Here is a 25,538-nt window from a genome sequence, read left to right as displayed (position 1 = left end):
TTAAAACCAGAGCAATCCATCCGGTGTCATGATTGATACTAAATCTGAACTTATCATTGAGTGTGGCAATTTTTACACTATTTATCAATCCGTTTAATTGATTCATCGGTCAATAAGTGCAGCCGTTTTCTAGTTAAGACAAAGCCGCAAAAGATTGCCAGATACCTTGCTGTTCGGGATGCATGTTAGGGACATCGCCCAAGCGTCGCCATGGCATATTACTCCCATGAAAGTCACTACCTATCGATGCAGCAAGCTTGTGCTCAGCAATACTACGGTCAACCATTTTACGCGTACTGACAGGCTCGCTATTGGCAGGTAACTCACAAGCATCACCACCAAGCTGCGCAAATTCTTCAATAAGCTTACGGACGCGCGTCGCTGACAGCTGATACCGCGTTGGATGTGCCAACACCGCTTTGCCACCACATTCCTGTATCAGCTCAATGCCGCGCTGCATTGTCAGCGCCTCGATCGCCACATAAGCAGGTTTATTGTCTGCCAAATACTTATCAAAGGCTTTTTGTACCGTCTTTACTTCACCACGTTCAAATAACACTTGTCCGATGTGTGCGCGCCCAACTGCTTGCGGGTTGCCACTAGCTTTAGCAAGAACAGCTTGCCACAGCTCATCATAATCGATACCAAGCAGCTTACTGAGTTTTTCTGTAATACGTTGACCGCGAGTCGCGCGGCTGTCTTGCAACTGTTGTAGGGTGGCGTGCATTTTTTCGCGGTCGGTAAAATCAAGACCAAGTACATGAATAATTTTGTTAGTAGATTTATTTTTACCGTAGCCGCCGCTCAAGGTATGCTCACAGCTGATTTCTACGCCATTAATCAGTTTTATATTGCAAGCTTCCGCCGCGGCGCGTGCTTCATCGATACCTAGCAAGGTATCATGATCGGTTAAGGCCAATACATTAATGCCAGCCGTATGGGCGCGCTGTACCACTTCTGCCGGCGCATAAGTGCCATCAGAGCAGGTACTATGACAATGTAAATCGATTTTCATAAAGCAAGCCTTAGAGTTTTGAATATTCTTGAGTAAAATCAGGTTAAAAGCGCCAAAGCAACTCATATCAGAGGATTATAGTGTTGATTGCTTTTTTTTGGCGCAGTAGACGTGTAAACTAGCGCATACGTTTTAGTTGGACATTTTATTTGCTATGAAAGCCTTATTAGACTTCATTCCTTTGATCGCGTTTTTTATTGCTGCTCGTTACAATGGTATTTTGGCAGCAGCTGGCGCATTGCTCGTTGCCACTATCATCGTCTATGCGATTCACTTTGTGCGTCAAAAGGGCAAGTTCGACAAACAGCAATGGGTCGTCTTATTGTTAACCATCGTTTTTTGCGGTGGTACCCTGCTGTTGCGTGACGATATTTACTTGCGCTGGAAATCACCGATTATTAACGGTATTTTTGCGCTAACGCTATTGGTCAGTGCCGCAATCAATAAACCTTTGATGCAATTGGCAATGAAAGATGTTTTTTCGCTCACGATGAGTGGTTGGAAAAAACTGACCATTGCTTGGGCATTGTTTTTTGCGATGATGGCGGTCCTACATTATATCACGGCATTTACCATGTCTGATGAAGCTTGGATTAACTTTAAAACTTATGGCTGGATTCCGCTTATGCTGGTATTCGTAGTTGCTCAGTTTTTGTTATTGAAAAAGCATCTAAACCCTGCATTGACGGATAAGTCTGCTAAATAAAAAGTTAAATAGCAGCTGATAACTTAATAGTAGATATTTTGTTATCTCTGAATGCCAATGATAACTATTATGCTTTATAAAGTCTGATAAGACAAAATGACGCATGATAGTTATTGATTCTAACGCTCTATTTTTATTATTAATTGGGGAAGCAACATGTCTTTATTCGCCATTATCGGTCATGACGTAGCAGGCAGTAGCGCGCAACGTCAGCTGACACGCCCAGAGCACGTTGAGCGCTTACAAGTATTGAATCGTGAGCAGCGCTTGATTATCGCAGGACCAACACCGATTGAACATGGTAAAAGCGAGATGTCAGGCAGCCTGATTATCGCGGACTTCGTCTCGCTTGAGGCAGCTCAAAACTGGGCAAGCGCTGAGCCGTATTTGCGTGACGGTGTCTACAGTCATGTCGATATCAAGCCATTTATTCAAGCGTTACCAGCAGTGAATGTCAGCACAACAAATGAGGTAGCATCATCGTGATTCAGCGGTTACTCTCATTAAAAAGTCGTAAAAATGATCTTGCAAGTACTGCTTTTGCGGGCATAGTATCTATTACTGCCCTGTCAATGTCAGTACATGCAGCGCCAACACTGACTAATCAAACCGAGCCCGCAGCAGGGATTGTGCCAGCACTAATTGCAGCTAACAACGCTCCTCAATCGAGCGACCCTCAAACAACTGCTCCGGTCATAGAAATGGCTACCGCAGCAAAGCCTGCTACCGATATTAACGATACCTTGGCGGCACAGCTGCAACCATCAAATAAAGCTTTATCGGCTGCCAACCAAGAATTACTAAGCCGTAATGCCCAGCTACAACGCCAAGTCAATGATTTGCAGACGCAAGCAAACGTCTTGGTTTACGAAAGTCAAGGTCAATTATTTTTATATGGTGCATTTACTGTTTTGCTTAGCCTATTGGTCGGTATTTTCATCTCATGGCTGGTATTTGTTCGCCGTGAACGCTGGTAGTTGCATTTTTATCGATTGAAATCATCTATTGGATTGATGTCTACCGATTTGATGCTTCACTTCCTACTTGCTTGACCACTGTGGGGTTGATAAATAATTATGCCCAAACCAGCTTCTATGGCTATTAATACAATCAAAAGCACGACACCAGCACATGTTATCTCTCCAGCCAACATTGAGTGGCAAATTGATGCTGCTGGTAATGAAGTGCCAATATCAGGTGAGTTTGGCGATGCCTATTTTTCGCAAGCAGATGGTTTAGCAGAATCTCACCATGTATTTTTGGCACATAATCAGCTGCCCACGCGATTGGCAAACCTTATTCCCAAGCAATGCTTTACGATCTACGAACTAGGTTTTGGTACAGGACTTAATTTACTCGCGACTTGGCAGTTGTGGCGACAGCTTCGATTAAAACATCCGCACTTAGCAAGCGCCTGTTTGCACTTTATTACTACCGAAAAACATCCCGTCCTCCTTAATGACTTAGCAAAGATACTTGCCCCACTTGGACAACGTACACCTGAACTGGCACTGTTGATTGAGCAACTTTTAACCAGTTATCCTCCTCTTATCGCTGGTTGTCATCGGCTAGATTTTATTGATGATAATTTAACCCTTGATATTTGGCTAGGTGATGCTAGTGATAGCTTAGCAAGTTTAGATAGTGCAGTAGCTACTCAGCGTCCGTATATCAATGCCTGGTTTCTAGATGGGTTTGCACCTTCTTGCAATGAGATCTTATGGACAGAGCGTATCTTTAGCCACATGCAACGCCTATCACGTGCTGGCACGACTGCTGCTACCTATAGCTGTGCAGGTATCATCAAACGTGGATTACAGTCGCAGGGTTTTGTCATTAAAAAGAGCAAAGTGCTTGGGTCTAAGCGCGAGATGCTCACGGCCGTTATGAGCGAGATGTCATCTTTAGATAAGCCTATTTCAACCTTATCTAATAAGGTGCCTTTGTCCAACTATCCTAATAATGCAGTCGTTATTGGTGCTGGTGTGGCAGGACTACTGACTGCATGGTCACTTGCCAATCGTGGTATAAGCGTGACAGTGCTCGATAAAGACGCACCGCTGGCTGGTGCATCCGGTAATCCGCGTGCCCTACTCGCCCCAAATATGACGCCTATTCATCATGTTTATGAGCATCTGCATTCTATTGGCTATTTATACAGTGGTCGATTATATCGATACTTTAATCAGCAAGCTGCTATCCAAAAATCGCCGCTGATACTTGAGCAGACCGGCACATTAGACTTATTGGTGAAAACTAATATTGGTACGGAGCAGATTTTAGATTATCCAGATACTATGGCAACCACTATCAGCACTGAAAAAGCACAGGATATCAGTGGTTTAAAAGATAAAGACTTAGCTCATAATTTGTATCTGCCACAGTCCGGTTTGGTCAATCCACAAGCCTTGAAAACTGTTATTCTTGCGCACCCCAATATCACCTATCAGCAGCTCAATATTATCAATATTAAGGAAACCGAGAACAGTATCATTTTGACAGGTTCTAAAGAGGACAAAAATGCGAGCCAAGCCTCTTTGACTATCACAGCTGACCATGTTGTGATTTGCGCGGCTTATGAAAGCCATCAATTGGATAAACGTATCGTTAAGTGCCGGACGATTCGCGGGCAACTGTCTTGGTTTACGCCAACTGCGCAGCAACTGACTAAATTGCCCAAATTGCCGCTCAAATACAGTGGCTACTGTGCGCCATTTATTGGACAGAGCGGTGATGCGGAACTGAACCCGATTAGCGAAAATCAGCCACAGTTTTTACTTGGTGCAAGCTTTATCGATGGCGATACCAATATCGATGTCCGAGATGAAGAAAATCAGCAAAATTATGACAAGTTGATTGAAGATATGCCTGAATTAAGCAGCGTCTTGCCAAATGATATCAGTACATGGCATGCGCGTGCTGGCATTCGTACTCAAACGATGGATTATCATCCACTGGTCGGATTACTTGCGCAAAGTCAGCGTTTATGGACCATGTCAGCAATGGGTGCAAAAGGTTATGCAATTGCACCTATATGTGCCGAAGCGTTAGCAGATATGATGTTAGGCTGTTTTACCCCTTTATCGGCTGTTACGTTGGCGCGCCTATCACCCAATCGGGCGCGGCTACATAAAGTACATAAGCATAAAACACGTCAATCATTAATTTAGGTTCAGTACCTTAGCTATATGCCTAATTATGACCCTCACTAATGGATAGCTGTCTTATTATGAAAACTCTTCCCTTTACCTTTATAAAATCAAAACCATATTTTCAGGCTGTATCTGCCATTTTTTTAAGCTTAGCACTGTTGATTGCCTGCAAAAAAACACCAGAGCCTGAGACAGCTAATGAAACAGCCACAGAACTGGCAGTTCAAACGACACCTGTGACTTCCAACATTAATGCACCCAATGTTGCTGATGATATTAATACCAACGCGTCTGCTGCGAATCCAGAACAAGATGTGAACTTAACGGAGCTAGAGGATAATCTTGGCACAACGGATACCTCTGTCATTGACCCTGCTCCAGCGCCCAATCCAGAGCAAGCCATTAAAGGCGCGCAAATCACTGACGTTAAATATCGAAGTACCTCGGGCGAATCATTATCAGTCGTTTTTGAGACTTCAGCAGCGGGCATGCTCAATGCCATCATCACCTTACCGAACAAACCTAAAATGACCTTAAGCGCGCCTGAGGGTCAAGGTAATAATCCTACCTATCGCTCAAGCGATGGCAATGTTCAGCTAGTTAGTCATGATGGCGGTGGTACGGTAGATTTTATTCAAAATAATAAAATGACAAGCTTTGATGCCATTAGTGCCGATGCAGAAGTGATTACTGAGTAAGCTTTATAAGTATAAAAATATGTCGTAAAGTTAGTGGAAATGGCAATAAAAAAGGCTGCAAACGTTGATATCGTTGCTGCCTTTTTTATTGCCTAACTGACCTATTTTTCTATTATTTAACCAAATCCAGTAGTTTTACCAAACAGACTCACTAGCCAGCTCATCAATGACCACAAACCCCAACCGATAATGACAATGACAATGAGCCCCAACATATCAGGAATATGCAGATACAGCCAAGCAACTATTGGATTGCGCCAAAAAGCGCCAAAACGACTTTGCTGCTTATCTTCAAGTGATTGATGCAAAAACGGTCGATCCATATGGATGGTTTCGGTGATGCCATACTCGTTTTGTAGATGCTCATGCACGATGCCCAAGGTCTTACGACTAGGACGAATAAAGATGTCAAGCAGCGTCCCGATACCCGGTACGATACCAACCACCATATCAATCAGTGCCAATCTGACAGCGGGCGTCATTTTATGTGCGGGTACACCGAGCTGACGACCCAATATAAACGCATAGCTGGTTAACACCAGACCTGCTAAATCTCCTGCCAGCGGAATGGTCGAAAGCGCAGCATCTGCGCCCATGCCTTGCTTGGTGAAAGGCACACGTACGAGCGAATCCATGGTATTGGCAAATTTTGCCAATTTACGCTCCGTCTCAATCACCTGCTCGCGCGTCAAACCATTCTCAGCCAGTCTCGCCTCATAATCTATCTTAGAAGCACTATGCGCAGATGATTTCTTGGTCTTTAGTCTCGAAAATTTATTGATTTTATCCATTAAAAGTCGTCCAGATACAAGCGATGGCTATAAGAACAAAAACGTAACGTCCTACCCATATATTGGCTAAAAATGCTTTAAAACAAGCCAAAGCATTACGACTGGCACACGCACTGTTTTGCTTAGCAAACATCATCGCGACTAACGCCAAGCCAAAGACTGGCGTAATACCTAAACTGGTTGGCGCAAAATAATGCCACATGACTGCGCCCATGATAACTAAAAACAACATCTGTAGTAACGAGATGATAATCACATCATAACGACCAAATAATATCGCGGTTGATTTGACCCCTATTTTTATATCATCCTCTCGGTCAGCCATTGCATATTGAGTATCATAAGCGACTGTCCAACACATATAGGCAAGGAATAACAACCAACACCATATATCAGGCGCGCCTTGTATCGCCACATATGCCATCGGTATCGCCCAACCAAAAGCAGCTGCCAAAAACACTTGCGGCAAATGCGTATAACGTTTCATAAATGGATAAATAAACGCCAATATGACGGCACCAAACGACCAATAGAATACTTGAATGGGTAAAAACAGAAGCAAACTTGCACTCAATAATACTAATACTGAAAAAGCTGCAATTGCCTCTTTAGCAGACAGACGGCCATCAGCTAACGGACGACCTTTAGTACGGCTTACGTGACCATCGACTTTACGGTCGGCAAAATCATTAATCGCACAGCCTGCTGCCCGCATCAATATCGCTCCAAGGGCAAAAATCACAAAGATACTGAAACTGGGTAGTCCTGCCGTAATGCCTGCGCCTTGTTGCTGCGCCTGCCCCATCGCAGCGAATAATACACCCCATAATGTTGGCCATAGTAGCAGTTCAATACCTACTGGCTTATCAAAACGTGTCAGCTGAATATAAGCTTGTAGCTTGTCGTTAAATGTCATGGCGTTTTAATTATCATGGATAGAAAATAGTAAATAATGATTTGGGTGTATAGCAATTTAGTACATGGAACTTGGCGTACGCTATAGTGAGTTCAATATAAAAGAGTTACGTTTAGAATAGCATTATGCTGGTATAAATTTCTCTCGGTTGTCGTGCGCTTCGCACTCCAGAGGCTTCGTAAAATTTATCCCAGCAGTACTGTATTCTTTTTAAATTGAATCGACTATACTTTTTTTGACATTAATAATGTCACTAAACTTGTTGCCACATCTTATTGGCTTCAATGAGTGATAGCTCGGGATACTGCTTGCGTAAGGCTTTAATCGCAGCAACTTTCTCTTTTTGTGCAGCTTGCTGGCGTAAAAATGCCAATTGCTCTTTAGGATTACTTAACTCTTTTAGACGTGCTTCAAGGCGCAAGATTCTGGTACGCAGCATAATATTGATTAACAATAACGCCGCACCCATCACCCAAATAATTAATACAGACATTCCCTGCTCCTAAATTTATAAGCTGTCTTATTTGATATTATTAAACGAAATAACCGTCAAAACGTACTGCTTCATTATTCCAGCTTTCACTTGGCTGTTGATCAGCAAGTAACGGCGCAAATTGTGGACGCTTAACGATGACGCGACCTTGTTTTTGACCGTTTTGACTGACAACGGCTTGTGCAGATTGTAGTAATTGCTGCTCTTCATCTAACGTTGGCGGATGCGCTAATTGATGCAACGCTTGCATATGCTTACCGACTTTCGCGCCCTTCCCCGTCTTGCTATCTTGATAACTGTCTTCTGGAAACATAGGGTCAAGATATATCACATCAATGGCTTGCTCGTTACCATCCCCTAGATAGTTATTAAACCTTGCAAAATGAGTGAGCGCATCGGTATTAACAATCTGCAAACGTGACATCAGCTTTTGCCAATTTGGCAGCGTACTCATACGCAGCTGCTCTACAAGTAATAATAACGCCATCAATGGCTGCTGCTCAAGCATGGTAACTTGAGCGCCAGTACTCGCCAGTATCAGACTATCATGACCAAAACCAGCAGTTGCATCAATAACCCTACTATCTGCGGTCAATTTCGCTGCCTGCAATAAAAGCTCAGACTTACGCCCTGCACTGACTACGCGCCGCTGCATTTTATCCCATTCAGGGGCAACGCTTAACCCATCACTTAACCATGAAAGTTTATCTTTTTCATCTAACAGCAATATAGGTTGGGTAGCTATCTGGCTTAACTGCTGGCGACGTTTTTGATTTAATTTCTCTGTCACCAGTTCAGCATTCAAAATAATGGGTAGCTTATGCTCAGCTATGAGTGCCTGCAAGCTTTCGACTTGATTTGCCTGCGTTTCATTAACATAAAGTAGTTGGCAGCTTATATCAGCAGTCAGCACTTGCTTCAAATTGGTCATGATTGCCATTCCTTTTTAATACTTATAACATCATGAATCTCTATTAAAAACCATTCCATCATGAAGTTTAGCCTGCCATCTGATAACCAAAACCCCAAGCGGCTATTAAAACCAACACACCAGTGATAATACGCAACCATGCAAAGATTTTAAAGTCACGGCGACTGACCCAAGCGACCAATAAGCGAATACAAAGCAAGGCCACGATAAACGATACGACAGTACCAATGCCTAGCACTAACCAATCTTCGCTGCTGGTTAAAACGTCACGATGCTTAATAAAATCTAATAGAGCCGCACCAATAATGACTGGAATACCTAAAAAGAATGAAAATTCAGCGGAAGCTTTACGTGAGACACCAAGCCACAGCGCACCAATAATCGTCGCACCTGAGCGTGATGTACCGGGTATCAATGCCAAACATTGCAGCAAACCTATCATCAAAGCTGTTTTTAGGCTAACGTCTTCTGCTTCTTCTGCAATAATGGCTTTCGGGCGATTCTCAACATAAAAGATCAGCAAACCACCGATAATCAGCATAATTGCAACGACGATAGGATTGAATAAATAGGCTTTAATCTCATCAGCAAAAGTAAAACCAACAATCATCACCGGAATAGTGGCGACAATTAGGCTAAGTCCAAGCTGGCGCGGATTACTCATGCCTTCTGCTTTACCCGTCAGCAAACCCATTAGTGCCTGCCAGAGTCTGCCCCAATAATCATATATGACCGCTAAAATAGCGCCAAACTGCACCACCACGACAAACAAATCGACTTTTTCTTTGGTCCAAAAACCCATCAAATCAGCGGATAAAATTAAATATCCCGTGCTAGAGATGGGTAGAAATTCAGTGATACCTTCAACGATACCCATGATGACAGCTTGAATTAATAAAATAATATCCACAAAATTATTCCTAAGAAATCCCGAAAACAGTAAAGGCGTTTTTTTTATATTGTTATATTCATAAAACTGTTATTGTCGCGTGCGACACTTGAAAGCTTTATAAGGACTGAATATAGAAAGGGTACACTAAGCCTTACCTTGCTCTTTGAGCGTTTTCCACGCTTGATTGCGTAAGTATTTGGGTAAAGCTTGCGCCGCTTCTGTTCCGCCATTGACCATAAACTGAGCCATACCCAGTTGTCCTATCACGGTCGCATCAGGATGGATATCAGCATAAATAATCTGACCGTCATGCAAAGTTAATAAACCGGCACCATTGCCAACGATAGGAATATCTAGCGCTGTCTGGCTATCATAATCTAGCAACTGCTCGCTATCCTCGCCATTGTCTTGATTAACGGGCTGCATAATATTGTCTATTAGAGCATATTGCCCAAAATATACCTGCTGCATACGCGCATCAAGAGCACTGTATACTTCGCTTAAACCCTGTTGCTGATACGCCGCTTGCGCAATCGCTTGCAGGCTTGAAACGCCCACACAAGGAATATCGTGCGCGACAGATAGCGCCTGTACCACTGCCGTATTGATTCGTATACCACTAAAGGCACCAGGACCACGATTAAAGATAAGCGCTTGTATGTCAGCCAGTTTTAGTTGCGCCTCAGATAATGCCGCGTCAATCATCGGTAAGATTTGCTGCGTCTGCTGGCGCTTACCTGTCTCAGTATGACTCGATAACACTTGACCGCTGGCATCTAAAATGGCGATCGAACACTGATCGAACACGGTATCCATTGCTAAAAACATCATAACCTCGGCTAATTCTCTTGACATCGTAAAACAGCGCCTATCATAGCATTTAGGACAGATTAATTGACTTACTTTCTATATTTTTCATGCATTCTTTGTGAGAATTCACTCAAATATTCAAAATATGAAAAAACCTCAAAACTCATTTAGCTTTGAGGTTTTTAATATCAATATTTCCCAGTAGCACTAAATCATTTAAAAACGTGTTTTAAACTTCTTCGGCGCTTGGTTTTGTAGCTCTTGCATCTGTTTTTGCATCTCTTCAGTGCTAGGCATATTATTTGGGTCAAGTCCCATCTGCTTTGCCATTTGCTGTGGGTTCACATCTTTAACACCACCTTGCTGACCGCCACCGCCGAATAATGGACCACCGCCGCCTGCTCCACCGCCGCCGCCCATTAACCCTTGCATCGATTTCATCATTTTACTGATGCCTTCAGGCTTAGAAATCATTTTCATCATTTTTGCCATTTGCTTATGCTGCTTGAGCAAACGATTGACGTCTTGAATCTCACGACCTGAGCCTGCAGCAATACGGCGCTTACGACTTGGATTGATTTTATCAGGATTTTTGCGCTCAAATGGCGTCATCGAATTGATCAACGCTTCCATCTCACGTACTTTTTCTTCTGGCTTGGCATCTTCAACGGCTTTTTGCATATCAGAGCCGCCCATACCTGGCATCTTATCTAAGAAGCCTGCCATGCCGCCCATGCTTTTCATTTGCTGAAACTGGGTCAATAGATCTTCAAGGTCAAACTCGCCGCCCTTTTGCATCTTTTTCGCCATTTTTTCGGCTTTATCACGGTCAATCTTTTGCTCAACTTCTTCGACCAGACTTAAGACGTCACCCATACCAAGAATACGCTGGGCAATACGTTCAGGATGGAATAGCTCTAGCGCATCTAGTTTCTCACCGCGACCCAAGAATTTAATTGGCTTACCTGTGATGGCGCGTACAGAGAGCGCCGCACCGCCACGAGCATCGCCGTCAGTCTTGGTCAAAATAACGCCCGTTAATGGCAGCGCATCGTTAAAGGCTTTGGCGGTATTTGCCGCATCCTGACCGGTCATCGCATCAACAACAAACAGTGTCTCAGAAGGATTGACCGCAGCGGTTAACGCCTTGATTTCATCCATCATGGTTTCATCAATAGCCAAACGACCCGCTGTATCAATAATCAAGATATCTTGATATTGGATTTTAGCTTCTTCGATAGCACGCAAGGCGATATCAATCGGGTTTTCGTCGCTACTTGAGTTGACGAACTTGGCATTTACTTGTCCAGCGACTTGCTCAAGCTGGGCAATCGCTGCGGGACGGTAAACGTCAGCAGATACCAGCATGACTTTTTTCTTATGGCGCTCTTGTAAGAACTTGGCCAATTTACCGGCAGTGGTAGTTTTACCAGCACCTTGTAGACCCGCTAGCAGATAAATAACTGGCGGCTTACCTGTCATCTCAAGCTGCTGATTGGCACTGCCCATCATTTCAGTCAGCTCGTCATGGACGATTTTGACAAATGCCTGTCCTGGTGCTAACTCTTTAAGCACTTCAGCGCCAAGCGCTTGCTCTTTGACACGCTTCACAAAATCACGAGTGACTGGCAATGCCACATCGGCTTCCAGCAGCGCCATACGTACTTCGCGTAAAGTGTCTTTGATATTGTCTTCGGTCAATTGCCCCGTGCCTGCGATATTGCGCAGACTAGACGACAATCGTTCTGTTAAGGTATCAAACATAAATAACTCTCAGTTAAAATAATTCTGGATTAAGCTTAACTCTTCATAAATAAAAGAGTTGATAAATACTATTAGGGTATGCGATCGCAGGTATTCAAGCTCAATTGCTAAGCATTTATCAGGAATACATAAGACGGTGCTCAATTGAGTGCCATTTTATGATAAATTGGGTAATTATTCTAATAATACCACTTTAGCATGAAATTAAGCGCGTATTTTGCGCGCATTATGAGATGAGGTTTTATATCTTGCAACTTGCATTTTTACTTGCTGCGATGGCTTATTTCTTAGTCAGCATCTATATTGGTTGGGCGCTGATTCAAGATAAACCTGTCCATAAAGGCCCAAGCTTAGGCTTATTATTTGTGGGCATGTTGGCACACGCAGGGCTACTTTATCCACACATAGTCACACTCTATGGGCTAAATTTCAATCTGTTTAATATCATCAGCTTGATCAGCTTATTCTTTTTGTTTTTTTACGTCATGTTTTCTCTGTATCGACCTATTGTCAGTCTGGGTATCCTCGCGGCACCGACCGCTCTTGTAGGTATGCTAATCGGTCATATTGGACGCGCGCCTTATCGTCCGATTACGGATATCAGCATTGGGCTTGAGTCTCATATCTTGCTGTCGCTTGCCGCATATTGTGTGCTGTTGATGGCAGCGGTACAAGCGCTATTTTTGCGACTACAAATACGTGAGCTTAAGCATCAATCGATTCACCGCTTTTGGGTCAACAAGCTGCCGTCTCTTCAAAGCATGGAGAGCCTATTATTCGATATGCTATTGGTCGGCTTTGTCCTGCTTAGTATCGCACTGGGTATTGGTTTTATCTACGTAGATGACTTGATGGCGCAGCATCTTGTGCACAAAACAGCCTTTAGCCTGATGTCTTGGCTGCTGTTTGGCGCATTACTTATCGGTAATTGGCGTGCTGGATGGCGCGGAAAACGTGCCGCTAATATGACTATCTATGCTTTTATTTTATTAGCGATTGGCTTTGTCGGTAGCAAGTTTGTATTAGAGATGCTGTTATAGAACCAGTTCCACAGTAGTAATATAGTAAAAAGCTGCGAGTATTAAATAATAATACTCGCAGCTTTTTTATTAAATATCTTTTAATACTCTGTTCTAAATTTCAAACCACTCTAATGAAAACCTAATTAAATACTACCGTCTTATTCCCTGCGACAATCACGCGATTTTGTACATGCCAATTGACTGCGCGTGCCAATACATTACGCTCGATATCACGACCAATAGCGCGCAGTTCAGTGACACCTTGACGATGTGTCACACGGTGCACGTCTTGCTCAATGATAGGTCCTTGATCGAGCTCAGCAGTCACATAATGGGCGGTTGCGCCAATCAATTTCACCCCTTTATCATAAGCTTGACGATAAGGGTCAGCACCGACGAACGCAGGCAAGAACGAATGATGAATATTGATAATCTGCATCGGCCAGCGCTTAACAAAGTCTAACGACAATATCTGCATATAGCGCGCTAGCACCAATAAATCATTACCCGCCATCAATGTATGGATCTTCTCTTCTGCTTCTACTTTATTATCTTTGGTCACTGGAACGTGATGAAAAGCGATACCAAAATTTTCTACTGATTGGCGTAAAGCAATATGATTACTCACCACGCAGGTAATCTCGCAATCGAGCAAGCCGCGCTGATGACGCCATAGTAAGTCTAATAAGGCATGATCAAATTTAGATACCAAAATTCCAACTTTGGTCTTAATCGCATTGTCATGTAAGCGCCATTCCATATTGTGGCGTTTGGCAACGGTATGCGCAAAACTGGCCTCAAAGTTATCGATAATCTCGCTCAATCCTGCTAAAGCGAACTCTAAACGCATAAAGTATTGACCCCCTTCATGGGCAGTTGAGTACTGATCTAACGTAATGATATTGCCGCCATAGCGATGAATAAACTCAGATACGGCTTGTACGATACCGGCTTGGTCGCGGCATTTGATCAATAGGGTCGCTGTAGCAGTAATAGTAGGAATCTCTCTAGGTGTCATTTGAAGTGACGTTTTTGGTGAAGCAATCGTTACGGTGTCTGACATAGTACGCTCAATTAAAAATAAAACTTGCTGCTTACTTTGAATATAGCTAACAGCATAGGAAACCGACTATTCTAATCGTTTTTGCAAGAATTTGCTGATTGAGTTGGTTATATTTAATTATATTTAATTATAGAGATTATAGAGATTATAGAGATTATAGAGATTATAGAGATAAAACCCCCAACGCGAGGGTTGAGGGTTTTTGTATTTATAATATTGTAAGATGCTTACTATATGACAGATATTGTGGTCGTTGTCGTAGTAGCGGCTGGAGCTGGTGTTGTTACTGATACTTTGATTTTATCATTAGGACGACAGCCGCTATATTCGAACTTATAGCTTACCGCGCTATCAACTACTTTACCAACTCCTAGATTAATAATACTAGGTAATTTCAAATTGCCAGAAGTAAGTTCTGCTTCACAGGTCACATTCGTATTTGCTACAGTTAAGGATGACCCTTCTGGCAACGTGGTACTTACTGAACCCGTACCGTTCCCACTGATTGAAACACTAATAGAGGTTGAACCTGATTTAACAATAGCCGTAGTATTTGGCTCAGCATTTGATACCTGTATTATACCATTCGTCAGTTCTACCGTAGGAGAGTAGTCAGTCTTATCTTCAGCCACAACACTAATGGTAGTTCCTGACGGCATACTGACCGTACGTGCACTATTACCATACATTTTAAAAGCTCGGGTGATTGCCGTCTTTCCTAAATTAGGATTAAGAGAACCAGGTAAACCCTCATATACTGGACTATCGGAAGCTAAACCTAGTATAAACTGTTGGCGTAAGATAGCTGACAGCTTATTATCACAGGTCTCTTCAATATTTGGTTGAGAGTTAGAAGAAGGTGCACAAACAGCGCCAGTAGCCCCTCTTCTATATACAAATTCGCCAGCTTCAGAATCATAATTGTTATTTTCGTTATCATCACGGAAGAAGTCGCCGATGTTATGCGTGAATATATCACCAGCGCTAAATTGATTATCGCCATCCTTATCAATATAAGCTTTATCACCTTCTACATAAGCAATTACTGCGACACGATTATCTACTGGACGTGGGTTTTGAGTACTGAACTCAACCGTACATATTCCTTTGTTAGTCGCGCAACTTGGCGTTACTCTACCACCTTCACTGACGAAACTCATTACCGTACCATCAGGTACAGGGTTACCCACTCTATCTACTAATCGTACTGTAATGGTTGCAGTATCGCCATCTACACTATTAGCTAATACGTTTTTGCTCAACGAAATACTAACACCATTTTGAGTTGCACGTCCTGTCGCTACAGAGACGTCTTTTGATAAGGCAAATATACTGGTATTTGATTTTAAGGTGGCTTTAATTTCTACAGGTCCTGGTAATGCACCTGGATATAAGTTGACGACGACCTTACCTTGCGAATCACTAGTTACTGTTCTAGGGGCTTGGTTATTTAATGTTACAAAACTAAAGTCAGTAGGTACCTGCAATTTACTTATTTCAACTTGCTGATTGGCAGCAGGTCTGCCATTTGCGAATACAGTAAACTCTATCTGACCTGAGCTTGATGAGCCACTATTACTTGCTCCTAACTGCAGTTTCTCAGTTGTGGTATAAAATATTGAGCTCGCTTCAATACCAGAGATGTTTATAGTCTTTGTTTGTCTGTTTACTGGATTGTTCGCAGGAGTAGCAGTGATGGTTTGTGCACCTTCACATAAGTTACCATTATCATCAATAGCCTTATAAGTTGTACTTACATCACCTTGATTGCTAGAAATGACACTATTACTATCAAAACTGCCACAACTAGTAGTGAAGTTTACAGTAACATCGTTTTGGTAGACGTCATTGATTGCATCTTTTGTTTTGAGAGTGATATTTGTATTACTACCCGAGTCCAAACTGGTAGATGACAATGTAAATTCAGTTAGTGACACTTGTATAGCCTGTAAAGAAAAGTTATAGCCAGGCGTAGTTTTGGTCAAATCATTATAATTAACAGTTGCGCTGAGTTGATAGCTTCCTGTATTTGCACTATCTAAAGGTTTGACGGATATAGATGCCTCACCTTTTTCATTCGTCAAAACAGTGTTATTGCTAGTACCAAATATAACACCTTCAGCTTGAAAGGATACCAAAGCATTGCTTACTGGATTTCTATTACCATCAGTTACTATCACTGTTGCACTCGCTCCAACTGACGTAATAGTACGAGTTACTTTGCCATAGGAATCTATTAAAGTTATAGGTGTTACATTGATAGCACTTACTGGTATTCCTGTTCCATCCTCACCGTTGCTACCATTGCTAGGCTTTTCAGGACCCAAATCAGGGGCAGGCGCAATTATATCCGTGCCATCTCCACCACCACAACCAGCCAGTGCCAATGCGCAGGTTAAAAAGGTGAGCTGAAATAATTTAGAGGTAGGTAATGAAGAATATGACATGTTTGGAACTCCGCAACGGCAATCATTTAGATAAGTAAACAGGCAAAATCATTACACGGAATCCTAATAGATTGGTAATGATACATACATTTACAATAATGCCAGTAGTATTAACAGATTGTATTAAATATATAACTGAGACTTTACTGACTTTTGTCATAACTTACAACTAAAAAGTGAATCCTTATTATTAAATAATCAATAACATAGGGCGCTCATTTCAGGGTATAATAGCTACCCTTTAAACCAACAACTATCACAAAAATATTTGAGTATTCATTACTTTTATGGTATAAATGTCGGCTTTAAAATTTTCTGATTTGGTTTGCCTGTTATTTGCCTTTAGATGACAGTAAATCAGCTCAACCTTCATATAGTTTTGTTTGGTGCAAAGCTGCCGCTTGCTGTGTCCATGCCGCAAATACGTGCAACTTGCCCAGACTGGTATGAGAAAAACTCATACCTCATAGATTAGGAGTTCGCCATGTCTAGAGTTTGCCAAGTGACTGGAAAGCGCCCTATGGTGGGTAATAATGTTTCGCACGCAAACAACAAAACCCGTCGTCGCTTTCTACCAAACCTTCACAACCATCGTTTTTGGGTAGAGTCTGAAAATCGTTTTGTACGTCTACGTGTGTCTACCAAAGGTATGCGCATCATTGACAAATTGGGTATCGATAAAGTGCTAGTAGATCTACGCGCACAAGGTCAAAAAGTTTAAGTAAATATTGGCAGCCTAATTTATTGATGAATGTCGCTATTTAGGCTGCTGCTATGCTGAATATTTACCAGCTCATATATTTATGACTGGATACTATCTACAGCCACTTAATACTCTAGACCCATACCTATCGATTGAAGACCGCTCATTTACAGGAAAGCCATCATGAGAGATAAAATTAAATTAGTATCAACTGCTGGTACTGGGTATTACTACACCACTACCAAAAATAAGCGCACTATGCCTGGCAAAATGGAAATCAAAAAATTTGATCCAAAAGTACGCCAGCATGTGATCTTTAAAGAAGCAAAAATCAAATAATATCCATTTTCATAAATGGTTTTATTTGAACAAAAAAAGGGTTTATCAATTGATAAACCCTTTTTTATTGTCGTTATTTAGACTGACTACTATTTATCTATTTGCTATTGATTTATACATCATTAACTATAGTGCGTTGGCTCTTTGTCATAGACATGCGCATGCCATTGACTCATCTGCTTTTGCATAATCACTTGTATTGCAGCATGAATCATATGCTGACCTATCGCTTGGGTATCACTGCCCAATATCTCTTTTAACTTATCAGAAAAATCAATGGTCATCAGCGGCGCATCATCTTGTTCAGCATCACGTAAGAGCAATTTGCCATCGTCTGCTTCTACCAGCTCAAGGGTCGTCTCTTTAGCAAACCCTGCAAACTGATCGGTACTGTCATTATCTACTTCAATCTCATTATCGATATCGTATGGCATTCATTGTATCCTTATTATCCCGATTTATACCTGTAAAAAACGCGCTGATTCCACTTACTAAAGCTACTGTCTTACAGTCATGCGGGCAAAACTATCTTATTCATACAATGGACGCTTTGGCGCTGTAATTCAAGGGCTGTTCTATAAGTCTTTTGCACAACTCAGGTTCGATAGTCTTAGTTTTATAGAAATTACCAGCGTTTAACGCCAGTAACGCAGTTTTGCTAGGGTAAATAAGAAAGCAACAAACATGCCCAGATAGTACATGAGCTTTAACTCTAATGTTGGATCGCGATATTTGAACGGTAACGCTACTGTCGCAGTCGCGGTTGGCAGTATCAATAACATGAGCAGCCAGTTTTCAAAGACGTGTAGCCAGCCTTGCCAATCAGTTCCATGACGAAGCGAAGACAGACCTAGCAACAGACAGGCAATAATTAAGCTGGTAAATAAACCATTTGGTAAGTCTTTTGGATAAATAATATTGGCAATACTGGTCGGTATGATTCTCATGTAGAATTCCAGTCAAGCTTATAGAGCATGACTTAACGGTGAAAAAGTGTATCAAAAAACAACTTATAAAAATATTACAAGGTTATCTTTATTAAGGAGCTTTATCTCTACTAATAAAAACTTAACTATAAGTACCCATTAACCACAGCATTGAGATACAAGAGGTCAAATACCCCAAACTAATGGCATTCCAGCTCTCTATATGCATATCTTTAACCTTGTTAAGTAGGCGTGAACCTAGCCAAAATAAAAGGGGAATGCCTAGCATAAATGCGGGTACGATCACCGCCGCGTGGCGTAATACTTCACCGGCATCTTCACCAACCATCAGGCGAAAGCCATAACCAGCTAGACTCAGAACAAGGGCGAACATGGCTAAGCCAATAGTAATACCTTTTGGCACTAAGCTACGTGATTGCGAGGCTTGCTGGGACCCAGCTCGATGTTTTGCATTTTGCATATTCATATTTTACCTTTAGCTGACGTGTCGCTTAATATAATCAGTCATACAGCGGCTATTAAATAGGTAACTTTACTATTTAATAGTATATAACTTACTATATGGGGCGTTACTCCCCATTTGCCAAGGCAAGCTCTGCACGCATGGCATCGATTGCTGCTTTATAATCTTCTTGATTAAATATCGCTGAACCGGCGACGAACATATCAGCACCTGCTTCAGCAATGGCGCGGATATTACTGGCTTTGATACCGCCATCTACTTCTAATCTAATATCACGACCGCTAGTAATGATACGCTGACGTACTTGGCGAACCTTTTCTAGCGTCCCTTCAATAAATGACTGACCACCATAGCCAGGATTGACACTCATCAGTAGGACCTGATCCACTTTATCCATGACATAGTCTAAATAATGCAATGGTGTTGCTGGATTCAATACCAAACCACACTCAGCGCCGCCATCTTTAATCAACTGCAAAGAACGATCGATATGCGAGCTTGCTTCCGGATGAAATGTGATGATGCTGGCACCTGCCTCTAAGAACTGCTCAATCATACTATCAACAGGGCTCACCATTAGATGCACGTCAATTGGTGCATCAATCCCATAATCACGCAGTGCCTTACAAATCATGCTACCAAACGTCAAATTGGGTACATAATGGTTGTCCATCACATCAAAATGGATGACATCAGCACCAGACGCCAATACACGTTCTACCTCTTCGCCTAATTTGGCAAAGTCAGCAGATAATATAGAAGGGGCGATTAGATACGGCTTAGAGGGACTGATCATAATTGAGCTACCTAATGGATATTTGACTAAGGATTTAATGTATAGATGTGTGCATAGCACGAATAATACGTATGTCTATTATAACGGATAATCAGGGTCTATAATGGGTACTGAGTATCGATATTATAGCTGCACTCAGCAGATACAGACATATGCAGACATATGCAGACAATTAGCGCGGTTTATATTGGGTTTTGCAATAAGCACGACCTACCGTAAAACCTCGTATCGCTTCATGCTTGGTAGCGCGATTGCTCACACGTTGACGCCATAAGCGAAACGAGGATGGTTTTAGCACCTGACGCATCAGTGTAATGACGCCAGACTCATTGAGACCATAGCTATGCTCTATCGCCTCAAACGGTGTTCTATCCTCCCACGCCATCTCTATCACACGCGACACTTGTGACTCTTCCAGGGCGTGAGTAGTCATATCATTGATGGAAGCGGCGATAACTGCGATAGCTGGGCTTGATTTTACTGCATGATTTTGAGGATTATTTAAATTGGTACTGGTAGGGTCTCGCTGTTTATTCTTTAAAGCGGCATCCATATCCGCTTGCATGGTAGCAAGCGTAGATTTAGCAGCAACAGAATTAACATCTGCTGACTGGGTATCGGCAGTAACGGTACTTAAATCTTGATAACTTGCCATAGACCTAACCTTTTAAATCTGAAACACTATAACGAACAATATGAGAGCAAATTTTAGCTAAGCTGTGCCATACGCCAGTGATGTTCAATATGCTCATTGATCACTGTTTGAATAAAATAATAGCTATGGTCGTGACCGGCTTGATAGCGCAATGTTAATGGTTGCTTGGCCTTTGTACACGCCTGTTGTAATTTTGACGTTTGCAACTGACCATCGGCTAAAAACTCATCAGCCTCGCCTTGATCAACCAAGATGCTTGAGTATTGCTGACCGACTTGTTCAATCATCTGAGAAGCGTCTGATTGCGCCCACAAGCTCTTGTCATCACCAAAATACTCTGTATAAGCTGCTTGACCCCATGCCGACTCACTGGCGGCGCACACAGGTGATAAAGCTGACACACTCACAAACTTGCCTGGGAATTTAAAACCCAATAATAAGGCACCATGACCACCCATCGAGTGACCCGTGATACCAATACTATCAATTGGAAACTCTGAGCGTAATAAATCATACAGCTCATCAACGATGTAACTTTGCATATTAAAATGCTCAGCCCAAGGTGCTTGCGTCGCATCGACATAGTAGCTTGCGCCTTGACCAACAAAATAACGCTCGTCGTTTGCCACCTCATTACCCTCACTACTTCTAGGAGAGGTATCTGGCGCGATAAATATCATACCAAGCTCGCTACATTTTTGTTGAAAATGCGCTTTGTGGGTCACGTTATCAGCATTACAAGTGAGACCTGATAAATATAAAATCGCCGGACAACGCTGCCCTGCTAGTGCTTCATCAGGCAGATAAATACTAAAAGTCATTGGCGTCTTGGTAGAGGTTGATTGATGGCTATAATAATGCTGCTCGCCATCAAAACAGCGATTGACACTTTTTTGCGTGAGCTGGGTGCTGGCTGAGAGACTGTGGTTATAAGAATTATTCATGAGCATTATCCTTTTTAGCTAAGATAAAATAGTTGAAAACAGATGCTTATTTAAAAAAGCATCAGATTAAAAATGGGATGAAAATCAGTTCGCTGTGTTCTTATCATCTACAACTGTATCTGCGCCTGTATCCGGTGAAATATTGATAGTCGTTGTCGCATTCGAAGTATCTATAATGCTAGCAAGCGGCGGTCGTGTTTTATCAAATAACACTTGCTCAAATGCTGGCAACGCCGTTTCCATCAAACTACCGATCACCATTTGCGGCTCTGATGGCTCAAAACCCATATAAAGCTCACGCTCTTTTACTCGATACGCAGCGTCTTTAAACGCGGCAGAAAAACTGGTGTTTTCTCTTAAGCTTTCCGCAAAAAATGCTTGCCCAAAATAGGTCATTTCAGCACTATTGGTACAGCCAAATGACATCTTGTCTGTTGCCGAAGCGGTAATCACCACTGTCGTCGACGACGCTAATTCATCAATAAACGAACCTGAATAACAAGCCGATACCACGATAACACGCCAGCGAATACCTGAGGCATCTAACGACTCTCGCAGCCATGTTGCATCCAGATTATCCATCGCAAGCGGTGGATTAGATAAATGGATAAAATCCTGATCGCCATGCGACGATAGTGTCATAAATAACACGTCTTCATCAGCGTTCATCTGCTGACCAATTCTTTTTAAGCCGCGTAAAATACTGGTTTTGGTGGCAATTGGCTCATCTAGCCAAGTGTAGTTATTATTAATCAGTGCCAATGAATGCCCGCTAGTACCAAAACGCACATCAAACAGCTCACGTACTTTATTAATCTCAGAGCGGAAGACGTTTTGATCAGAGAATCCCGCCACACCCATAAAGTACCAATCACTTTTGCCCGGTATACTAGGATCTATACGAGCCAGCGCCTCTTGTAATAAACGCGGCTGCTCATATAATGCCGCTTCTTCTAACACCGGCTCTACCGGTATCTGCTTAAATATGGGCTGGTCAGCGACGTTACGCTGCCATATCGTCAATAGTGCAACGGCACCGATGAGGACGATGATCCGCTCCCACCACGGTATACGCAGGCGACGAGAAAATATCCATAACAATGCCAAGGTCTGCCATAAAAACAGCACCAAAAATAGCGTTGGTAAAAACGAATAACTCCAATCGGGCAACCAGCTATAACTGCCTAAAAACTGTACTAAGCTTTGTAATAGAGCCGATAAAGTATCAGCAACCAACCACAGTACAACAGGCACAAAAACCAGTGCTTGATTGCCTGCGCGCCGTGCCAGAATAATACCGCCAAGCAGAATAATCATCGGCCATATGAGATAGCTGACCAATCCTTGCTCATTAAAAATACTGCCATCTGGAGCGGCTAACCAAGAAAATAGGACATTACTACCCAAAGCCAATAGCGCAAATACAGCGAACTGAACAAAGGTAGGTTTAACCCAAGAGAATGCCCGTGTTGAGCCTACTAGCATCCACAAGGTTGCAATAATATTGGCAGCGAAATTAAGCGAAAAGCGCTGCAGTGAGACGGTTTTTAACGACGCAAGTGACAAAGACTTAGACCTCTAGCCAGTCGAGAGAAATAAAACAAATCAATGATAAAATATTTTGATATCCATGCCATTTACTGTCTTTCAATTAACTCTTTTGCAAGGCACACGAATGTCAATTTTATATTTAATTCATTATGAAATGGATATAAGAGACGGATAGCGCACATCAATATTATTGACTAATATTTTAGCTCGCTAATCTATCGCGATTGTAACGGATTGTCGGTCGAGAGCATAAGGCTGAATTGTAAAATTCGCTTAAAAACCCATCAAAAAAGGAGGTCTTAAACTTAAGACCTCCTTTTATCTCAATAATGACTGTATCAGAGACTCACTACTATCTCATCAAAAGCTCATTAACACGTCTGAGATAAGCGGCTGGATCATCTAACTGACCGCCATCTGCTAGTAATGCTTGGTCGAAAATAACTTGCGCCAATTTATCAAAATCTTCGGCTGACTGCTCGCTACTTTCAAGCTTTTTAATGAGTGGATGATCAGGGTTAACCTCAAGTGTCGGCTTGCTTTCTGGCACATCTTGACCCATTTGCTTCAGCATCTGAATCATTTGTGGTGATAACTCACCTTCCCCAACGACTAAGCAAGCAGGACTATCAACCAAACGCGTCGATACTTTAACGTCTTTGGCACGTTCGCCTAACGCCGTTTTTAGCTTATCAACGACTGGCTTCATGGTTTCTTGCGCTTTTTCAGCTTCAGCTTTTTCAGCTTCGTCTTGCAAGTCGCCCAAATCAACTGCACCTTTAGCGATGTTTTGTAGCGGTGTCTCATCAAATGAGGTCAAGAAATTCATCGCCCACTCATCAACACGGCTGGTCATCAAGATAACTTCGATGCCTTTCTTTTTGAATAGCTCAAGTTGTGGGCTATTTTTAGCAGCCGCTAGATTGTCAGCCGTTAGATAATAAATGGCTTTTTGACCGTCTTTCATACGTGCTTTGTAGTCTTCAAAGCTGGTCGTCACACTATCCTGAGTACTGGTTGCATAACGCAACAATTTGGCAATACGTTCTTGATTGCCCATGTCTTCGCCAACGCCTTCTTTGATAACATCACCAAATTCAGCGTAGAACTGCGCAAATTTTTCTTGCTTATCACTGTCTTCACTGTTGGCTAGACTGGCAAGCAAAGTCAAAATACGACGCGCGTTACCATCGCGGATAGACTTCACATCACGCGACTCTTGTAATAGCTCGCGGCTCACGTTCAATGGCAAGTCTGCTGAATCGATGACACCTTTAACGAAACGCAGGTACATTGGCAACAGCTGCTCTGCCTCGTCCATAATAAAGACGCGCTTAACATAAAGCTTTAGACCATGCTGCTGCTCACGAGTGTACAAATCTACAGGGGCTTTTTTAGGAATATACAATAGCTGAGTATACTGAACACGACCTTCGACACGGTTATGCGTCCATGCTAGTGGCACGTCCATGTCATAGGTGATATTTTTATAAAAATCGATATACTCTTCATCTTCAATCTCAGAGGCTGAACGTGTCCATAAGGCACTGGCTTTATTGATAGTTTCCCATTCGTCTGTTAAGACCATTTGACCATTGGCAGGCGTGTCGCTTCCTTCTTCAACCTCATCTTCTTGCCAAACTTCTTTACGCATCTGAATCGGCAAGCTGATATGGTCTGAGTATTTATTAACCAACTGCTTAATTTTTCCCCGGTCTAAATAGCTGTCTTCACCCTCACTATATTGCTCTTTTAAATGCAAAGTAATGGCGGTGCCACGAGTTTCTTTAGTGATAGGCTCAACGGTAAAGCTACCCGTACCATCTGATACCCAGCGTACGCCTTTATCCGCAGGTTCGCCAGCTTTGCGGGTTTCAACACTGATCGTATCGGCAACGATAAAGCCCGAATAAAAGCCAACCCCGAATTGACCAATCAACTGACCATCTTGCTTCTGTGATTCAGACAGCTTGTCTAAAAATGCTTTAGTGCCAGATTTGGCAATTGTGCCTAAATTTTCGATGGCATCAGCTTCGTTCATCCCGATACCGTTGTCAGTAAAGGTGATGGTTTTAGCGTCTTCATCGACGGCAATGCGAATTTTTAGCTCGCCATCGTCTTCATAAAGGCTGTCATCATTGGTCGCTTCAAAGCGCAATTTATCACAGGCATCAGAGGCGTTTGAAACCAGCTCACGGACAAAAATATCGGAATTAGAATATAGCGAGTGCGTCACTAAGTGTAATAATTGAGCTACTTCTGCTTCAAAGGTATGTTTTTTTAATTCTGGGCTGCTTTTATTAACATTGATGCTATCAACTTTTTGGTTATCAACTGGGTTCTGTTCACTCATAAAAAACTCCTTCAATTTATGTTAAAAACTTATTATAAGATAGCAGTACTCAAACGAAACTTACTCAATGAATATTAGAGAGCTTAC

The 25,538-nt window shown here is 42.3% G+C and carries 26 protein-coding genes; 8 read left to right on the top strand and 18 right to left on the bottom strand.

Annotated elements, in window-relative coordinates:
• Positions 1-133: 133 nt before the first annotated feature.
• The gene (locus OEG80_RS02705) at positions 134-1,015 is read right to left on the bottom strand and encodes a PHP domain-containing protein (protein WP_263241628.1); all 882 of its coding nucleotides are present in this window, start codon (positions 1,013-1,015) and stop codon (positions 134-136) included.
• Between the two features lie 154 nt (positions 1,016-1,169).
• Here OEG80_RS02705 and ispZ point away from each other — a divergent pair, with 154 nt between their 5' ends.
• The 5 genes from ispZ to OEG80_RS02680 all read left to right on the top strand — a co-directional run bounded on the left by ispZ (position 1,170) and on the right by OEG80_RS02680 (position 5,571).
• On the top strand, positions 1,170-1,721 hold the full coding sequence (gene ispZ / locus OEG80_RS02700; RefSeq protein WP_011514294.1) for a septation protein IspZ: 552 nt from the start codon (positions 1,170-1,172) through the stop codon (positions 1,719-1,721).
• Between the two features lie 156 nt (positions 1,722-1,877).
• Positions 1,878-2,207 carry a YciI family protein gene (locus tag OEG80_RS02695; RefSeq protein ID WP_263241627.1) on the top strand — a complete coding sequence of 110 codons (330 nt, stop codon included), beginning with the start codon at positions 1,878-1,880 and terminating at the stop codon, positions 2,205-2,207.
• Positions 2,208-2,293: 86 nt separating this feature from the next.
• On the top strand, positions 2,294-2,698 hold the full coding sequence (locus OEG80_RS02690; RefSeq protein ID WP_263241626.1) for a hypothetical protein: 405 nt from the start codon (positions 2,294-2,296) through the stop codon (positions 2,696-2,698).
• A 99-nt stretch (positions 2,699-2,797) separates the two neighbouring features.
• Complete coding sequence (gene mnmC, locus OEG80_RS02685; RefSeq protein WP_263241625.1) at positions 2,798-4,891, top strand: FAD-dependent 5-carboxymethylaminomethyl-2-thiouridine(34) oxidoreductase MnmC; 2,094 nt, start codon at positions 2,798-2,800, stop codon at positions 4,889-4,891.
• A gap of 59 nt (positions 4,892-4,950) precedes the next feature.
• A complete protein-coding gene (locus tag OEG80_RS02680; protein ID WP_263241624.1) occupies positions 4,951-5,571 on the top strand; it encodes a hypothetical protein in 621 nt (206 codons plus the stop codon).
• Between the two features lie 116 nt (positions 5,572-5,687).
• On the opposite strand, the gene OEG80_RS02675 is transcribed toward OEG80_RS02680, so the two are convergent.
• From OEG80_RS02675 to ffh, 7 genes are all read right to left on the bottom strand, one after another.
• A complete protein-coding gene (locus tag OEG80_RS02675) occupies positions 5,688-6,362 on the bottom strand; it encodes a DUF4112 domain-containing protein (protein ID WP_263241623.1) in 675 nt (224 codons plus the stop codon).
• A complete protein-coding gene (gene ubiA, locus OEG80_RS02670) occupies positions 6,355-7,278 on the bottom strand; it encodes a 4-hydroxybenzoate octaprenyltransferase (RefSeq protein ID WP_263241621.1) in 924 nt (307 codons plus the stop codon). The genes OEG80_RS02675 and ubiA overlap by 8 nt, the downstream gene beginning before the upstream one ends.
• A 253-nt stretch (positions 7,279-7,531) precedes the next feature.
• Positions 7,532-7,771 (bottom strand): hypothetical protein, encoded by a 240-nt coding sequence (locus tag OEG80_RS02665; protein WP_011514301.1) that lies wholly within the window; start codon positions 7,769-7,771, stop codon positions 7,532-7,534.
• 40 nt (positions 7,772-7,811) lie between these two features.
• Positions 7,812-8,702 (bottom strand): class I SAM-dependent methyltransferase, encoded by an 891-nt coding sequence (locus OEG80_RS02660; protein ID WP_263241620.1) that lies wholly within the window; start codon positions 8,700-8,702, stop codon positions 7,812-7,814.
• A gap of 67 nt (positions 8,703-8,769) precedes the next feature.
• Positions 8,770-9,612, bottom strand: coding sequence for an undecaprenyl-diphosphate phosphatase (locus OEG80_RS02655; RefSeq protein ID WP_263241619.1), 843 nt, complete (start codon positions 9,610-9,612; stop codon positions 8,770-8,772).
• A 126-nt stretch (positions 9,613-9,738) separates the two neighbouring features.
• Positions 9,739-10,422, bottom strand: coding sequence for a tRNA (adenosine(37)-N6)-threonylcarbamoyltransferase complex dimerization subunit type 1 TsaB (gene tsaB / locus OEG80_RS02650; protein WP_263242455.1), 684 nt, complete (start codon positions 10,420-10,422; stop codon positions 9,739-9,741).
• Positions 10,423-10,620: 198 nt separating this feature from the next.
• Positions 10,621-12,168, bottom strand: coding sequence for a signal recognition particle protein (ffh, locus tag OEG80_RS02645; RefSeq protein ID WP_011514305.1), 1,548 nt, complete (start codon positions 12,166-12,168; stop codon positions 10,621-10,623).
• Between the two features lie 233 nt (positions 12,169-12,401).
• Between ffh and OEG80_RS02640 the strand changes: the two genes are divergently transcribed.
• The gene (locus OEG80_RS02640) at positions 12,402-13,208 is read left to right on the top strand and encodes a cytochrome C assembly family protein (protein ID WP_263241618.1); all 807 of its coding nucleotides are present in this window, start codon (positions 12,402-12,404) and stop codon (positions 13,206-13,208) included.
• 121 nt (positions 13,209-13,329) lie between these two features.
• On the opposite strand, the gene purU is transcribed toward OEG80_RS02640, so the two are convergent.
• Together purU and OEG80_RS02630 are read right to left on the bottom strand one after the other, a co-directional pair.
• On the bottom strand, positions 13,330-14,208 hold the full coding sequence (gene purU, locus OEG80_RS02635; RefSeq protein WP_442792460.1) for a formyltetrahydrofolate deformylase: 879 nt from the start codon (positions 14,206-14,208) through the stop codon (positions 13,330-13,332).
• Between the two features lie 275 nt (positions 14,209-14,483).
• Positions 14,484-16,700 (bottom strand): Ig-like domain-containing protein, encoded by a 2,217-nt coding sequence (locus OEG80_RS02630; RefSeq protein WP_263241616.1) that lies wholly within the window; start codon positions 16,698-16,700, stop codon positions 14,484-14,486.
• Between the two features lie 484 nt (positions 16,701-17,184).
• Between OEG80_RS02630 and rpmB the strand changes: the two genes are divergently transcribed.
• Entirely contained in the window at positions 17,185-17,421 is a 237-nt protein-coding gene (gene rpmB / locus OEG80_RS02625; protein WP_011280972.1) for a 50S ribosomal protein L28, read from the top strand.
• A gap of 165 nt (positions 17,422-17,586) precedes the next feature.
• A complete protein-coding gene (gene rpmG / locus OEG80_RS02620; RefSeq protein WP_010201403.1) occupies positions 17,587-17,742 on the top strand; it encodes a 50S ribosomal protein L33 in 156 nt (51 codons plus the stop codon).
• A 122-nt stretch (positions 17,743-17,864) separates the two neighbouring features.
• Here the strand turns inward: rpmG and OEG80_RS02615 are convergent, their stop codons facing one another.
• From OEG80_RS02615 to htpG, 8 genes are all read right to left on the bottom strand, one after another.
• Positions 17,865-18,176 (bottom strand): hypothetical protein, encoded by a 312-nt coding sequence (locus tag OEG80_RS02615; protein ID WP_011514309.1) that lies wholly within the window; start codon positions 18,174-18,176, stop codon positions 17,865-17,867.
• Positions 18,177-18,377: 201 nt separating this feature from the next.
• Positions 18,378-18,689: a hypothetical protein gene (locus tag OEG80_RS02610; protein WP_020444158.1), complete on the bottom strand. Its 312-nt coding sequence runs from the start codon at positions 18,687-18,689 to the stop codon at positions 18,378-18,380.
• 121 nt (positions 18,690-18,810) lie between these two features.
• A complete protein-coding gene (locus tag OEG80_RS02605; RefSeq protein WP_020444159.1) occupies positions 18,811-19,155 on the bottom strand; it encodes a hypothetical protein in 345 nt (114 codons plus the stop codon).
• A 103-nt stretch (positions 19,156-19,258) separates the two neighbouring features.
• Complete coding sequence (gene rpe / locus OEG80_RS02600) at positions 19,259-19,948, bottom strand: ribulose-phosphate 3-epimerase (protein ID WP_011514312.1); 690 nt, start codon at positions 19,946-19,948, stop codon at positions 19,259-19,261.
• 172 nt (positions 19,949-20,120) lie between these two features.
• Positions 20,121-20,381: a TIGR03643 family protein gene (locus tag OEG80_RS12925; protein ID WP_327108135.1), complete on the bottom strand. Its 261-nt coding sequence runs from the start codon at positions 20,379-20,381 to the stop codon at positions 20,121-20,123.
• A 275-nt stretch (positions 20,382-20,656) separates the two neighbouring features.
• A complete protein-coding gene (gene fghA, locus OEG80_RS02590; protein ID WP_263241612.1) occupies positions 20,657-21,547 on the bottom strand; it encodes an S-formylglutathione hydrolase in 891 nt (296 codons plus the stop codon).
• 84 nt (positions 21,548-21,631) lie between these two features.
• On the bottom strand, positions 21,632-23,113 hold the full coding sequence (locus OEG80_RS02585; RefSeq protein ID WP_263241611.1) for a C13 family peptidase: 1,482 nt from the start codon (positions 23,111-23,113) through the stop codon (positions 21,632-21,634).
• 337 nt (positions 23,114-23,450) lie between these two features.
• Positions 23,451-25,451, bottom strand: coding sequence for a molecular chaperone HtpG (gene htpG, locus OEG80_RS02580; protein WP_263241609.1), 2,001 nt, complete (start codon positions 25,449-25,451; stop codon positions 23,451-23,453).
• Between the last annotated feature and the right edge of the window lie 87 nt (positions 25,452-25,538).

Origin of the sequence: Psychrobacter sp. SC65A.3, from assembly GCF_025642195.1 — a bacterium.
Classification (GTDB): Bacteria; Pseudomonadota; Gammaproteobacteria; order Pseudomonadales; family Moraxellaceae; genus Psychrobacter; species Psychrobacter cryohalolentis.
The sequence above is the reverse complement of the archived record's forward strand: the minus strand, read 5'-3'. Positions and strand labels throughout refer to the sequence as shown.